At 49.5% G+C, this 15,087-nt stretch carries 10 protein-coding genes and 4 pseudogenes; all 14 read right to left on the bottom strand.

The window, feature by feature from the left end; all coding sequences use genetic code 11:
- Nucleotides 1-104 precede the first annotated feature (104 nt).
- Nucleotides 105-2,718: pseudogene (gene ppc / locus LH51_RS00520) on the bottom strand (phosphoenolpyruvate carboxylase).
- Nucleotides 2,708-3,520 (bottom strand): nucleoside triphosphate pyrophosphohydrolase, encoded by an 813-nt coding sequence (mazG, locus tag LH51_RS00515; RefSeq protein WP_036518736.1) that lies wholly within the window; start codon nt 3,518-3,520, stop codon nt 2,708-2,710. The pseudogene ppc and the gene mazG overlap by 11 nt, the downstream one beginning before the upstream one ends.
- Nucleotides 3,520-5,795, bottom strand: a pseudogene (gene relA, locus LH51_RS00510) (GTP diphosphokinase). Before relA ends, mazG begins: the two are co-directional and overlap by 1 nt.
- Nucleotides 5,796-5,822: 27 nt before the next feature.
- Nucleotides 5,823-6,724 (bottom strand): annotated as a pseudogene (gene cysM, locus LH51_RS00505) (cysteine synthase CysM).
- A gap of 82 nt (nt 6,725-6,806) precedes the next feature.
- On the bottom strand, nt 6,807-7,181 hold the full coding sequence (acpS, locus tag LH51_RS00500; RefSeq protein WP_036518733.1) for a holo-ACP synthase: 375 nt from the start codon (nt 7,179-7,181) through the stop codon (nt 6,807-6,809).
- A complete protein-coding gene (pdxJ, locus tag LH51_RS00495; protein ID WP_036518730.1) occupies nt 7,178-7,951 on the bottom strand; it encodes a pyridoxine 5'-phosphate synthase in 774 nt (257 codons plus the stop codon). Before pdxJ ends, acpS begins: the two co-directional genes overlap by 4 nt.
- Nucleotides 7,948-8,637 carry a DNA repair protein RecO gene (recO, locus tag LH51_RS00490; protein ID WP_036518728.1) on the bottom strand — a complete coding sequence of 230 codons (690 nt, stop codon included), beginning with the start codon at nt 8,635-8,637 and terminating at the stop codon, nt 7,948-7,950. Before recO ends, pdxJ begins: the two co-directional genes overlap by 4 nt.
- The gene (gene era / locus LH51_RS00485; protein ID WP_200881816.1) at nt 8,637-9,536 is read right to left on the bottom strand and encodes a GTPase Era; all 900 of its coding nucleotides are present in this window, start codon (nt 9,534-9,536) and stop codon (nt 8,637-8,639) included. Before era ends, recO begins: the two co-directional genes overlap by 1 nt.
- A complete protein-coding gene (gene rnc, locus LH51_RS00480) occupies nt 9,529-10,218 on the bottom strand; it encodes a ribonuclease III (RefSeq protein WP_036518724.1) in 690 nt (229 codons plus the stop codon). The genes era and rnc overlap by 8 nt, the downstream gene beginning before the upstream one ends.
- Entirely contained in the window at nt 10,215-10,595 is a 381-nt protein-coding gene (locus tag LH51_RS00475; RefSeq protein ID WP_036518722.1) for a DUF4845 domain-containing protein, read from the bottom strand. Before LH51_RS00475 ends, rnc begins: the two co-directional genes overlap by 4 nt.
- Before the next feature lie 10 nt (nt 10,596-10,605).
- Nucleotides 10,606-11,418 (bottom strand): signal peptidase I, encoded by an 813-nt coding sequence (gene lepB / locus LH51_RS00470; protein WP_036518720.1) that lies wholly within the window; start codon nt 11,416-11,418, stop codon nt 10,606-10,608.
- Between the two features lie 7 nt (nt 11,419-11,425).
- Nucleotides 11,426-13,224: pseudogene (gene lepA / locus LH51_RS00465) on the bottom strand (translation elongation factor 4).
- Nucleotides 13,225-13,384: 160 nt separating this feature from the next.
- A complete protein-coding gene (locus tag LH51_RS00460) occupies nt 13,385-14,812 on the bottom strand; it encodes a DegQ family serine endoprotease (protein WP_052063313.1) in 1,428 nt (475 codons plus the stop codon).
- A gap of 21 nt (nt 14,813-14,833) precedes the next feature.
- Nucleotides 14,834-15,087: SoxR reducing system RseC family protein (locus LH51_RS00455; RefSeq protein ID WP_036518717.1), on the bottom strand; the 254-nt coding region annotated here is incomplete at its 5' end.

Genomic DNA, 15,087 nt, shown 5'->3' with positions numbered 1-15,087 from the left:
TTTAATAAGTTACCATTCCGGCTTTTTCACATGAGCTGGAACGCAAGTAAAATAGTAACAGAGGGTAACGTCATGGGTTACCCAGCCACAATTCGACGTTAGCACTAGCCTGTATTGCGCATACCGGCCGAAATACCGGCCATGGTAACCATTAATGCCTGCTCCAGACGCTGATCTGGCTGATTTCGGTCACGGTACAGCAGCTCAACCTGTAAAAAATGTAGCGGGTCCAGGTAAGGATTTCGCACCTCAATCGATTGACGAATGATCGGATTCCCCGATAAGAGTTGAGTTTCCTGTTTAATCTGCTTAATCAGCTCAATACACTGTTTGAGCCGGTCGCGTAAACTGGCGCCCAGCACCCCAAGTTCATCCGAGGTCAGGCGTTTCTCATAATAAGCAGCAATACTGGCATCACTTTTAGCCAGCACCATTTCAAGCATATCGATATTGGTGCGAAAAAATGCCCAATCACCATAGAGTTGCTGTAGTCGAGGCAATTCACCACGTTCAATCGCCTCACCCAGCGCCGTATCAGAACCCAGCCAGGCGGGTAACATCAGCCGTATCTGCGTCCAGGCAAAAATCCAGGGGATAGCTCGGAGGCTTTCTACACCGCCATCTACACGCCGTTTGGCTGGTCTTGAGCCCAATGGTAACTTTGCCAGCTCCTGTTCCGGTGTTGTGGAACGGAAATAAGGCACAAACTGTGGGTCTTCACGAATCACAGAACGGTAACCACGCAAACCGGCACCAGCCAACTCATCCATATACTGACACCATGAATCGTCAGCCGGCGACCCCGGGCAGAGAGTGGCCTGAAGCACGGCACCGGTATACAACTCCATATTGCGAATAGCAATTTCAGGCACACCAAATTTAAACCGGATCATCTCACCCTGTTCAGTGACGCGTAGTGCACCAGCCACCGACCCAGGTGGCTGTGACAAAATAGCGGTATGACTTGGGCCACCCCTCGACCAACGGTACCACCACGTCCATGAAACAGCGTCAGATGCACACCCTCCTGCTGACACACACGGGTCAAGGCTTGCTGCGCACGATACTGCCCCCAGGCAGCTGCTAACTGGCCCGCATCTTTGGCTGAGTCAGAATAGCCAATCATCACTTCCTGACGGTTTTCAGTATAGGCTTTATACCAGTCGATATTGAGCAAGGCCGCAATACAGTCCGGCCCACCATCGAGGTCATCCAGGGTTTCAAACAGTGGCACGACACGTATATTCCAATCGATACCCATCTCTTTCAACAACAGGATCACGCCCAGTACATCCGAAGGTTTACTGGCCATAGAGATGACATAAGAGCCCAGAGAGTCCGGTGTGGTACCCGCCACTACCCGGCAGGTATCCAGCACTTCTTTAACCGCATCAGAGGGTTGCCACTGGTGCGGAATCAGTGGGCGTCGGGACTGGAGTTCACGCAGCAGAAAATCCTGCTTATTACTTTCTGACCAGTTGGCATAGCTTCCCAACTGATAAAAATGGGTGAGTTCATCAAACACTTCAGTATGACGATCAGCGTTTTGGCGAATATCGATTTTTACCAGCGCCAAACCAAAACAGGATACCCGGCGGATGATATCTTCAAGGAGTCCGGCTGCAATATTTTCCATACCACATTCGCTCAAGGACCGATGACAAAGCAGTAAGGGCTTGAGCAATTCCTGATCATCTGTGATCCACTGGCTGGTATCCGCTGGTAAGCCGCTCAATTGAGCCGCTATACCACTCCGTGTGGCTTCCAGTCGATTACGCAACCCACCCAGAAGCACCCGATAGGCTCTGCAGCCTGTTCACCCACCTGCTCACGCAACTCGGGTGTGGCACGATGCATCGACAACTCTTTTCTGAGCTCATCGATATCCTGCGCAAACAAATCAGCCGCCATCCAGCGTGACAACTGCAAGACTTCTGTGGTTATTCTGGCTGTAACATTCGGATTGCCATCACGATCACCTCCCATCCAGGATGAAAAGCGCACCGGTGAGCTGTCTAACGGGAGCCGATGACCCAGGGTAGTCTGGAGGGTCTGATCAAGACGTTTACAGAACCGGGGGATAGCTTTCCACAAAGAGTTCTCTATGACGGCAAAGCCCCACTTGGCCTCATCAACCGGGGTTGGACGCTGACGGCGAATTTCATCGGTATGCCAGATCTGCGCGATCAATTGATCCAGCCGCTCATTCACTGGCTCATTTCTGTCCAGCCGTTTGAGACAGTCAGTAATCGCATCGTATTTCTGAATCAGCGTACGTCGGTTAACTTCAGTAGGGTGAGCCGTGAGCACCAGATCTATCTGCAGCTGGGACAGCGTCTCGGCAATTTGCTGTGCTGATTTTCCACAGTTGCTATGCAACTGCTGAATCAGTTCAGCCAAATCATCAGGCTCATTCTGCTCATCCGCATCGAGCTGGCGTCGCACGCGATGATGCTCTTCAGCAATATTGGCCAGGTTAAGAAACTGGGTAAACGCACGTGCCAGAGGCAGGACTTCATCTTTATGTAACCCCTCTATCGCGGCTAATAGCTCATCATGCACGGGCTTTTCAGCACTGCGACCTTCTTTAGCCAAATGACGTATCTGCTCGACACGTGCTAAAAACCCTTCACCCAGATCCTGCTCAATGGTTCGCCCCAGGCTATCACCCAGCATACGTACATCATCACGTAAGGCTTCATGCAGATTAATGCTCATCGGCTGTTTCTCTCTGTTTGGCTTGATTCCAGAACGCATCCAGCTCTTCCAGCGTGTAGCAGGAGAAATCCCCACGCTGCTGGTTAACCTGGGTTTCAACATAGCGGAAACGCCGTTCAAATTTACGATTGGTACTGCGCAGGGCCTGCTCAGGATCAAGTTTCAGGTGCCTGCAAAGATTGACCTGGGCAAACATAAGGTCACCGGCTTCATCCAGCATGTCACTGTGACGACCACCACGGATAGCCTGGCGCAGTTCAGCGATTTCTTCCTCAATTTTGTCCAGCACGCCCTCTGCATCAGCCCAGTCAAACCCGACATTAGCGGCACGCTTCTGCAATTTAGCCGCACGATTCAGCGCAGGGAGTGCCTGAGGGATTTCATCCAGCACAGAGTGTTGCTGGCGGGCCCCACGCTCCTGCTGTTTGATCTCTTCCCAGCGCTGATTAACCTGAACTGTGTCAATCGATGCCAGTGGCTGATCCGCTTTGAGTTGTCCATCCGGAAACACATGCGGATGACGTCGAATCAGCTTGCTAACCAACTGATCAATAATATCAGCAAACCTGAACAACTCGGCTTCATCTGCCAACTGGGCATAGAACACCACCTGAAACAACAGATCGCCCAGCTCGTCTTTTAGATGCGGCCAGTCTTCCCGTTCCAGGGTATCGATCACTTCATACACCTCTTCCAGGGTATGCGGCACAATCGAACTGAAAGTCTGTTGTTGATCCCAGGGGCAACCTTGCGGGCTGCGCAGCCGCGCCATAAGAAACAGCAGATCATCCAACGTATACATCAGTGTTTCCCGTCTCTTTCTCGGTGTACATCGATAACATTAGGCAACTGATTAAGCTTATCCATCAAGCGTCCCAGCATCTCTAACCGAGAAATTTCCACGGTCATCGACAAGCGGGCTATATTACTCTGCTTATCGGTTTTGGTATTGGCCGACAGAATATTTAATTTTTCGTTGGCCAGAATCATCATCACATCCCGCAGTAATCCAGAGCGGTCATAGGCTTCAACCATCACGTCAACCGGATAGGTATTTTCACCTGCTTCATCCCAGTCAACCGATACGATTCGGCGTGGCTCAGTTTCCCGTAATGTTTGTAAGTTGCTGCAGTTTTCATGGTGGATCGATACGCCGCGCCCTTGGGTGATAAAGCCAACAATCGGGTCGCCCGGTACCGGCTTGCAACAACTGGCCATAACGGTCAACAGATTACCGACACCCTGAATACTTACCGCATCAGCGCTGCCCTGCGCGTGATGAATGGCATGGCGATGCTGACTTGGCAGTAGCTGCAGATCCATCTGCTCGTCGTGCGTAGGTTCAGTCTGTTTCTGTGCTTCATTAAGCAGTTGCGACAGGCGCAGATCACCGGCACCTATCGCCGCAAACATGTCCTCGACTAGCTTGAAGTTCAAGCCGTGTGCGATCAACTTCAGATTCAGCTGGTGAATATCTAAAGCCAAGCGGCGCATTTCTCGCTCGACCATATCCCTGCCGGCTTCAGCATTCTGATCCTTGGCTTGCTGCTTGAACCAATGAGCCACTTTAGCGCGAGCTCTGGATGTAGTCACATACCCCAGGTTAACGTTCAGCCAGTCACGCCGTGGACGTTGTTCACTACTGGTAAGAATCTCTATCTGGTCACCGGTTTTCAGTGCATGATTGAGCGGCACTATGCGGCCATTCACCTTAGCTCCCCGACAGCGATGACCCACTTCAGTATGTACACGGTAAGCAAAATCGACCGGTGTAGACGCTGATGGCATATCAATAACATGGCCATCTGGCGTGAAGACATACACACGGTCCTGCGTTACATCCCCGCGTAGAATTTCCCGCAGGCCTTCGCTTTCTCCGAGGTCGTCATGCCACTCCAGCACTTGTCGCAACCAGGATATTTTTTCTTCATAACCATCACGGCGCGCCCGTACATCAGTGCCTTTATACAAGTGGTGAGCACAGACTCCCAGCTCCGCCTCTTCATGCATTTCAAAGGTACGGATCTGTATTTCCAAGACCTTGCCTTCCGGCCCAAATACAGCTGTATGTAGTGAACGATAGCCATTGGACTTGGGCGATGCGATATAATCGTCAAATTCATTGGGAATGTTACGCCATAGACCATGAACGATCCCCAGTACCGTATAGCAGTCACGGATTTCCGGCACTAAAATACGCACAGCACGCACATCGAATACCTGATTGAACTCAATATTCTTGCGCTGCATTTTGCGCCAGATGCTGTAAATATGCTTGGCCCGGCCATGCACATCGCCGGCAATGGCAGCATCTTCCAGACGGCTGCGCAGCTGATCTACCACTTCATTGATGAACAGCTGACGATCCAGGCGCTTTTCATCCAGCAGGCGGGCGATATTTTTATAGTCATTCGGTTTGAGGTAGCGAAAAGAGAGATCTTCCAGTTCCCATTTGATGTGCCCGATGCCCAAGCGATGAGCCAGGGGCGCGTAAATATCAAAGACTTCACGGGCAACCAGGTAGCGTTTTTTACGGCTTTCATCTTTAACCCGACGAATCGCGCAGGTACGTTCAGCTATTTTGATCAATGCCACGCGGACATCATCAATCATGGCTACCAGCATTTTACGCAGGTTATCTACCTGCCCTTCGCTATCACCAAGAACCGTAGAATCATGCCGCGGGTTTTTACGACTACCGATTGCTGCCATCTGCAACACACCCTGAATCAGGTTTCTATACTGGCACCAAACTCATTTTTGACTTTAGCCAGGCTGAGTTTTTCCTCTCGCACAGCCCGATAGAGTACAGCGGCGACCAGCGTTTCCTGATCCTGCTGAAGCTCAGCCAGTATTTGTGCCATCTCAAGTCCGATGATATAGCAATTTTTATGCGATTCAGTCCAATCATCATTTTCAGTACGGGAGACTTCAAGTGCTGTGCTAACTGTTTCACAGGCCCGGCACAATTGCTCAGCATCGGCGATATCTGTTTGCATCTGCAAACGTTGCAGCCATAATTCCAAATCAATTGAACCATCGTCTCTAACTGGATGTTCGTCACGTACCTTAACCATTAGGGTGGTTACTCCTTCCCTGACAGTTTAATGAGGATCAAAAACACCCGTGGACAAGTAGCGATCTCCACGGTCACAAATGATACACACAATAGTGGCATTTTCCACTTGCTCAGCAAGTTTCAATGCGCCAGCAACTGAGCCACCGGAGGAGACGCCCGCAAAGATCCCTTCTTCACGAGCCAGACGCCGCATCATTACCTCAGCTTCTTCCTGAGTTATATCAAATACTTGATCTACCGCGCGCTCTCAAAAATTTTCGGCAGATAGGCCTCTGGCCAGCGGCGTATACCAGGAATAGCCGCACCTTCTGCGGGCTGTAGACCGGCAATACGGATAGCGGGATTCTTCTCTTTCAGAAAGCGGGATACCCCCATAATAGTACCCGTAGTTCCCATGGAACATACAAAATGTGTAACTTCACCACAGGTTTGCTGCCAGATCTCAGGAGCGGTCCCTTGATAATGCGCTTCAGGATTATCCATATTAGAAAACTGATCAAGCACCTTTCCAAGCCCTTCGGCCTGCATGCTTAAAGCAAGATCTCGAGCCCCTTCCATGCCCTCTTCTTTACTCACTTCAATTAACTCGGCACCGTAGGCACTCATAGCCGCCTTGCGCTCACTACTCATATTAGCGGGCATGATCAATTTTAATTTATAGCCTTTTATAGCGGCAGCCATAGCCAAAGCGATACCGGTATTACCCGAGGTTGCTTCAATCAAGACATCACCGGGTTGAATTTCACCGCGCCGTTCGGCCAACTCAATCATGCTCAGAGCTGGACGGTCTTTGACTGAACCAGCCGGATTGTTACCTTCCAGCTTACATAACAGCGTATTGTTATTCGGGACCGTAATGCGCTGCAAGCGGACCAGCGGTGTATTGCCGATACAGTCTGCGATGGTGGGATAGCCTGTTGATATCATCATTACAATCCTGTGCAAGTAAAAAAGGAGTCACTGTGTATATATTGCAAACTAGCGATGGTAGCGGCTTGCCGGTCTTGACTCAACTCTCGGCAATAGCCATTGCCACAACATAGGCCTTCTCATCGGTATAAGACAAATGCCAATATCGAATGTTCAATTCGTCTGACAAGGTCTGAGCATAGCCATTGAGTGTAACCAGCGGTTTACCCAGCGCATTTTTATCGATTTGCAACTGCTGCCAGCCAACACCCTGACCAATCCCAGTCCCCAGGGCCTTTACCACCGCTTCTTTAGCAGCAAAACGCTTGGCCATAAAACGCTCTGGGTGCCTGGACTGCAAAAAAAGCTGATATTCAGCCTCAGTCAGTACCCGTTTAGCCAGCCCAGGAGTGCGAATCAGAGCCTTCTGCATACGTGATATCTGAATAATATCAACACCCAGCCCGTAAATCATTTTAAGCCTGAGTGCGTTGCCAGTTCGGCGCGCTGCCGTGCCGCCAGCATTAGTGCTTTCATCTCTTTAACCGCATCTGTCACACCGACAAATAACGCATGAGCAATTAATGCATGGCCTATATTCAGTTCATTAAGTTCCGGGATTTCGGCAACAGCCTCAACATTGTGGTAGTGCAATCCATGCCCGGCATTTACGATAAGTCCCTGACTAAAAGCGTAGCTGGCCGCGTCTTTAATGCGTATCAGCTCTTCCTGCTGTCGCAAAGGCGTGACAGCATCTGCATAGGCACCCGTATGTAATTCAATAGCTGGAGCAGCGCAGCGAATAGCAGCATCAATCTGGGCATTATCCGGGTCTATAAATAAGGACACTTCTGCCCCAGTTGCTCCCAGGGTTTTACAAAAGTGATCAACCTGAGATTCATGTGTCACGACATCCAGACCACCTTCCGTCGTCAGCTCTTCCCGCTTCTCGGGTACAAGACAGATATGTGCGGGTTGAATGTCCAGCGCAAATTCCAGCATCTCCGGGGTCAGTGCCATTTCCAGATTCATCCGGGTTTGCAGCATCTCATTTAGCAAACGGATATCACGCTCCTGAATATGGCGACGATCCTCACGCAAATGCACAGTAATACCGTCAGCACCTGCTGCTTCAGCCAGCATGGCCGCATACACGGGGTCGGGATAACGTGTACCACGCGCCTGGCGCAGGGTAGCGATGTGGTCAATATTGACACCCAGCAACAGCTGCTTGGGGTAGTTCATGCCGTTCTCCTGGTTTTTATAAACAATTCACGACTTTTTAAAGGCTTCACGCCCAACAAAGGAGCCAAGGCTTCGCGCATCAACCGTTTGGCTGCACGCCTGACATCCACCGTTTCATAACGATCTTCAGCAATCGCCAATAAATCAGTGCCAGTATAACAGCCCCTATCGGCCGTAACTTCAATCATGCCTTGCTGGGTATCATACTGATAATAACAACCGGGATGGCAGTGGCTGAACCCTATGCCATAACCCAAATTTTCCAGCAATTGCCGCTCAAACGTTCGCAGAGCGCCTTCCAGATCAGCCGACTGCTGTAACTCCTGAATGAGATAGGTGTAATAAAGATACAGACGTGGGTGTGGATCAGCCGGCTGCAACAGGCGCTGCAGCAACTCGTTGGCATAAAGCCCGCAAAGCAGTGCTTTGCCAACCAGCGGCGCCATGACTTGAGGCACTTCAGCCTGACTCAGATTTTTGAGCTCATGTCGACCCGCCCAACTAACATGCAGTGCCTGAAAGGGTTGCAGTGTAAAACGTCGCGCTGATCCAGAACGACGTGCCCCACGAGCGACCACACTGATCCGACCATGCTCCAGAGTAAACAGGTCAACCAGCAGGCTGGTCTCCCGATAAGGGCGAGAATGCAGAACAAAGGCTGCAGCCTGTTCAGCATGCTGAGACATTACTCGTGCCTGTATCCCAGACTGTGTAGTGCACGTTCATCATCGGACCAGCCACGGCGCACCTTAACCCAGAGATTCAGCATCACTTTACACTCAAACATAGTTTCAATGTTGAGACGAGCATCACGGCCGATATTCTTCAATACGGCGCCTTTATCACCAATCACGATACGTTTCTGACCTTCCCGCTCGACCAGGATAAGCGCACTGATGGTCAACAACGAGCCATCATGCTCAAAGGCTTCGATCTCGACCGTAATACCATAAGGAACTTCATCACCCAGGTTGCGCATCAGTTTTTCACGCACTATCTCAGCCACAACAAAGCGGGAACTGCGATCGGTAATCTGATCCTCCGGATAGTGATGGGGTCCTTCAGGCAAATAACGACTGACTAACTGTTCCAACTCAACCACATTATGCCCTTGTTTGGCAGACAGTGGCATGATCGCCGTGAACTCACGCTTATTGGCAAGCACGTCAATCTGCGGCAGAAGTTCATGTTTCTCTTTTAACTGATCGATTTTATTCACCGCCAGTATAACCGGACAAGTTACGTAACGGAGCTTCTCCAGTACGATATCATCCTCTTCTGTCCAGCGGGTCCGGTCTACCAGAAACACGACCAGATCAACATAGCGTAAAGCGTCAGAAGCCGTTTTATTCATAAAACGGTTCAACGCTTTGCCCTTTTCATCATTATGCAGTCCTGGCGTATCAACATAGACCACCTGATCCGCACCTTCAGTTTTAATACCAAGAATCTGATGACGGGTTGTCTGCGGCTTGCGTGAGGTAATGCTCAGTTTCTGCCCAAGGATTTTATTCAGCAAGGTCGACTTGCCCACATTGGGACGACCCACAATAGCGACAAAGCCGCAACGCGTTACTTCAGTCACGGCGATTCTCCTGTTTTAACTGCATCAAGGCGGCTTTAGCAGCATTCTGTTCCGCCTGACGACGGCTATTGCCTTGACCTTCAGTCGGGTTACTTAACAAGCTGGTATGACAATGTATATTAAAGGTTTGTGCATGCGCTTCACCTTCGACACTGACCAGTTCGTAGTCGGGCAGATCCAAACGACGTGATTGCAAAAATTCTTGCAAGCGCGTTTTGGAATCCTTAATTGAACCATCCAGATCCAGCTCATCCAGACGTTTTTCATACCACTTGAGCACATAAGATTCAGCGGTTGCAAGGCCCGCATCACGATAGATAGCGCCAATAATAGCCTCCACGGCATCGGCCAGAATGGAGTCACGTCGAAAACCACCACTTTTAAGCTCACCGGATCCCAGGCGCAGGTAATCACCTAAACCGAGCTCACGGGCGATTTCAGCGAGTGTCTCCCCCTTAACCATCATAGCTCGCAGACGGCTTAACTGCCCTTCACGAGCACCAGGAAAGCGCTGATAAAGATCAGCTGCAACCACAAAATTCAGCACAGAATCGCCAAGAAACTCCAAGCGTTCGTTATTGCGCTTACCACAACTACGGTGAGTAAGCGCCAATTCAAACAAAGACTCATCGGTAAACTGATGCCCTAAACGCCGGGCCAGCTCTTCTACAGGTTTTTTCAAGGCTTTCTGGCTTCGTAGTTATCCTGGAACATTACAACCGCATCCACATTACCGAACATGGGCACCCTGACCTCATAGTCCAGGTTAAAAAAGATCATGCCAGCATCCTCAGTAATTGTTAACGCATCCTGACTCGGCAAAGACACTTGGTTAATATGAAAGCGACGATTAAGGTTGGAACGTATCTGTGTAATCGGCCTTGCCAGCTCTTCACGATCTTCACTGGTCGCCTTCACCACTGAGGAAATGGTTCGATACTCCCAGTAAGGCGAAAATAGCTTAAACCCAACAGCAAAAATCACCCCGAGGACGATCAGCACACTCAGAACACCAAAAAAAGATGCACCATTTTGTCTATTGCTAGTATGAAGTTCCATTATCCTATTCCTATCTGATTTTACGCATCACACTGAGATCGGGTAAGCTGAAGAAGTTATCCCAGTGCATCCAGACGACCACCGCTTTACCTACCAACAAGTTTTCCGGTACAAATCCCCAGTAACGGCTGTCATTACTGTTGTCACGATTATCACCGCTGGTAAAGTAATATCCTTCCGGTACCACCCACTGCCCTGTCATCGAGGGTCGCCCCACATCCTGATAGGTTGTGTAGCTATGTTCTCCCAATGTTTCATTGAATAGCAGTATTTCAGGATTAACCGGGGGCAATCTGGCAAGTAGATCAGCTTCGACTTCCTCACCATTAATATAGAAGGTTTTATTCTCATAGCTAATCACATCTCCAGGAACCCCTATCACCCTTTTAATATAGTTGATAGATGGGTTATTGGGGTAGCGGAAAACCACTACTTCACCCGGCTGTGGTTCATTAATGGAAACCAGCTTAGTATGAGTGACTGGCAAGCGCAGTCCGTAGTGAAATTTGTTTACCAGAATGAAATCGCCAATTTGAAGCGTGGGCAACATGGAGCCAGAGGGGATCTGAAAAGGCTCAAACAGAAAAGAGCGCAACACCAACACCACAGCCAATACCGGAAACATCGACTTACCCAAGTCTGCCCAACCTGGTTGCTGCAACATTTTAGCCCGGGTAGTTTCAGGCAAGGGCTGACTTTGAGCAGCTTCAGCCGTTGCAAGACGCGCTTTGCGATGCGGTGCAAAGAACAGTGCATCAATCAGCCATAGAATACCCGAAAGCGCTGTTAAGCTAACCAATACCAGCGAAAAATCAAAATCCATGTAAACCTCAGCTATCTACTTTAAGTACAGCAAGAAATGCATCTTGGGGAATCTCGACCCGTCCGACCTGCTTCATGCGCTTTTTACCTTCCTTTTGCTTCGCCAGCAGTTTCTTTTTACGACTGACGTCACCGCCATAACATTTGGCCAGTACGTTTTTACGCAAGGCTTTGACCGTGGTACGGGAAATAACCTTACCACCAATAGCCGCCTGTATAGCAACATCAAACATCTGCCGGGGAATCAACTCTTTCATCTTTTCGCACAATACACGGCCTTTATATAAAGCATTATCTTTATGCAATATAACGGCCAGTGCATCAACCTTTTCACCATTGATCAAAATATCCAGACGACAAAGCTTGGCTGAATCGAAACGTATGAAATTGTACTCTAATGAGGCATATCCACGGCTAACTGATTTCAAACGATCAAAGAAATCCAGTACTACTTCAGCCATCGGCAATTCATAATGCAGCTGCACCTGATTACCAACAAATAACATATTTTTCTGCACACCACGTTTTTCCACACACAGTCCGATCACCTGCCCAGATAATCTTGCGGCACTAAAATGCTGGCCTGTACTATGGGCTCACGCATCTCTTTCATAGCTGCAGGATCAGGCATTTTTGATGGGCTGTCGATATAAATCACTTCACCATTATTCAGCTCAACCTCATACACAACGGTCGGTGCTGTAGTGACCAGATCAAGATCATACTCCCGCTCCAGGCGCTCCTGAATAATTTCCATATGCAGCATGCCGAGGAAGCCGCAACGAAAACCGAAACCCAGCGCATCGGAACTTTCCGGTTCAAAAAACAGAGAGGCATCGTTCAAAGTCAGCTTATCAAGGGCCTCACGAAAGTCTTCATAATCATCAGCACTGGTTGGAAAGAGGCCAGCATAGACTTGCGGCTGCACCTTCTTGAATCCAGGCAGGCTATCCACATCAGGGGTTTTTGACAATGTCAGCGTATCGCCAACCGGTGCCCCGTGGATATCTTTAATGCCAGCGACAATGAAACCCACCTCACCGGCTTTAAGTGAATCGGTTACCAAACGCTTAGGTGTGAAAACACCGACACTATCAACGCTATGCACCTGACCGGTCGACTTCACCAGAATTTTATCTTTTTTGCGCAACTGGCCATGTTTGACCCTTACCAAGGAGACCACACCCAAGTAGTTATCAAACCAGGAGTCGATGATCAGTGCCTGCAGAGGTCCATCCAGATTACCTACAGGTGGAGGCACCAAACGTACCAGCTCTTCCAGCACTTCATCTACCCCCATGCCACTTTTGGCAGAGCACGCAACAGCATGGGTTGCATCAATACCAATCACTTCCTCAATTTCCTGCTTAACCCGTTCCGGTTCTGCCTGAGGAAGATCCATTTTATTCAGCACAGGCACTACTTCTAGCCCCTGCTCTATGGCCGTGTAACAGTTAGCCACTGACTGGGCTTCAACACCCTGAGCTGCATCGACTACCAGCAATGCCCCTTCACAAGCGGCCAGTGAACGGGAGACCTCATAAGAAAAGTCAACATGTCCGGGGGTATCAATAAAATTCAGTTGGTAGGTTTTACCATCCTTAGCAGTGTAATTTAGCGTGACACTTTGCGCCTTGATGGTGATACCGCGCTCACGCTCAATATCCATAGAGTCCAGCACTTGCTCAGCCATTTCACGCTCGGCAAGGCCACCGCAGACCTGGATAAAGCGATCAGCCAGGGTGGATTTCCCATGGTCAATATGGGCGATGATGGAGAAGTTGCGGATATGGTCCAGATTACTCACGTGTCAGTGTCTCAAATCAGTTTCCGGAAGGGGCAGAAGTGCCCGGACAGGGGCCGTAGTTTACCCTATTCCAGTGATTTCAGCCATCTACACAAACACAATCCACTAGCCATCCAAGCTGAACAACTAGCGGATTTAGCAATTACAATACAGGTGCTACTCAGGGCGTCAGTCGCAAAGGTATAAACATCGCACTGCCTCGGCGAACAATACGCATGGGTACAGCCCGGTCTTGTGGCAATTCGGCTACAACTCGAGAAAATTGATCAGGTGTCTCAATATTTTCTCCATTTAGCATGGTAATCACATCACCACTGATCAACCCAGCCGCTGCACCTGGCCCCTCATTGACCTGCGTAACTACAACCCCGGCATTCAGATTCCAATTTGAACGCTGCTCCTGAGTAAGCGCTGAAACCACCAACCCCAGTGAGGTATCAGAAGCCGGTGGTGTACCTGACTCTCCCCGACCACGCCCAGCCAGCTGGTCATCGTCAGGTAATGATCCGATCGTTGCGATAACCCTCTCACGCCGTCCATCACGCACCACCTCAACACGCACTTTTTCACCCGGCTTTATGCGTCCCACCTGATGTGGCAGATCGGATGATAGGGCGATATCATTACCATTGAACTGCACTATGACATCTCCCTCTTTCAGACCCGCCGCCTGGGCTGGACTGTCAGACATCACATTCACAACCAGTGCGCCTGCAGGTTTATCCAAACCAAAAGATTCAGCCAAATCACGGCTTACCTCTTGAATAACAACACCAAGCCAACCACGAGTGACGCTGCCAGTATCACGCAGCTGATCCGCAACTTCCATGGCGACATCCATAGGAATGGCGAAAGATAGCCCCATAAAGCCGCCGGAGCGGGTATAAATCTGAGAATTAATACCGATCACCTCGCCATTCAGGTTGAACAAGGGACCACCTGAATTGCCGGGATTAATCGCCACATCGGTCTGGATAAAAGGCACATAGGTATCATTGGCAAGTGAACGCTCTGTTGCACTCACAATACCGGCAGTTACACTATGGTCAAAACCAAAGGGTGAGCCAATAGCCAACACCCACTCTCCAACCTCTACCGCTGAAGATTCACCTATTTTTACATAAGGCAGATCACTGGCTTCAATCTTCAGCAAAGCAACATCCGAGCGCGCATCGGATCCAATGACTTCAGCTTCTATTTCCCGACGATCACTCAAGCGCACAATCACTTTATCCGCATCATCAACAACATGATGATTAGTTAAAACATAGCCATCATCAGAGATGATAAAACCTGATCCCAATGATCGTGGTGCGGGATTCCCTCTACGTGGCGCCTGGGGTATCTCAGGAAAACCGCGGAAAAAATGCCGGAAAATATCAGGTATTTCCTCGCCATCCGGTCCACGAAACTGACTAAAAGGATCCTGACTTTCTTCCGGAACCTTCTGGACAGTACTGATATTCACAACAGCGGGAGCAGCCTCTCTAACCAGGGTTTTGAAATCAGGTAATTGTTGCGCCCAAGCCAGCGCTGGCAGCAACCACAAGACCAACAGAAGCAGGAATATTGACTGTGCTTTTTTCATAGCGAGACCTTTAATCAGCAATTATACATTCACTCTCAATAAAATCGGGTAATAGCTTGGGTTCGACAGTAATTTTGCCGAAATGATCCGTGCCAGCCAAAAGCCACTAAACAGCCCGACAATAGCTGCAAGAATCACCACCAGCTCTTTGTCAAATAACCAGGAAGCAAGTAAAGCTGCACCAATAAGCATCAGCAAAGGCATCAGGTACAATAACACTGATGATTTAAGTATGGCCCCTTCGTGTAAACCAATAATCACCGACTGCCCTGCGA

The organism is Nitrincola sp. A-D6, from assembly GCF_000764495.1.
In the GTDB taxonomy this organism is placed as follows: Bacteria; Pseudomonadota; Gammaproteobacteria; order Pseudomonadales; family Balneatricaceae; genus Nitrincola.
The sequence above is the reverse complement of the archived record's forward strand: the minus strand, read 5'-3'. Positions and strand labels throughout refer to the sequence as shown.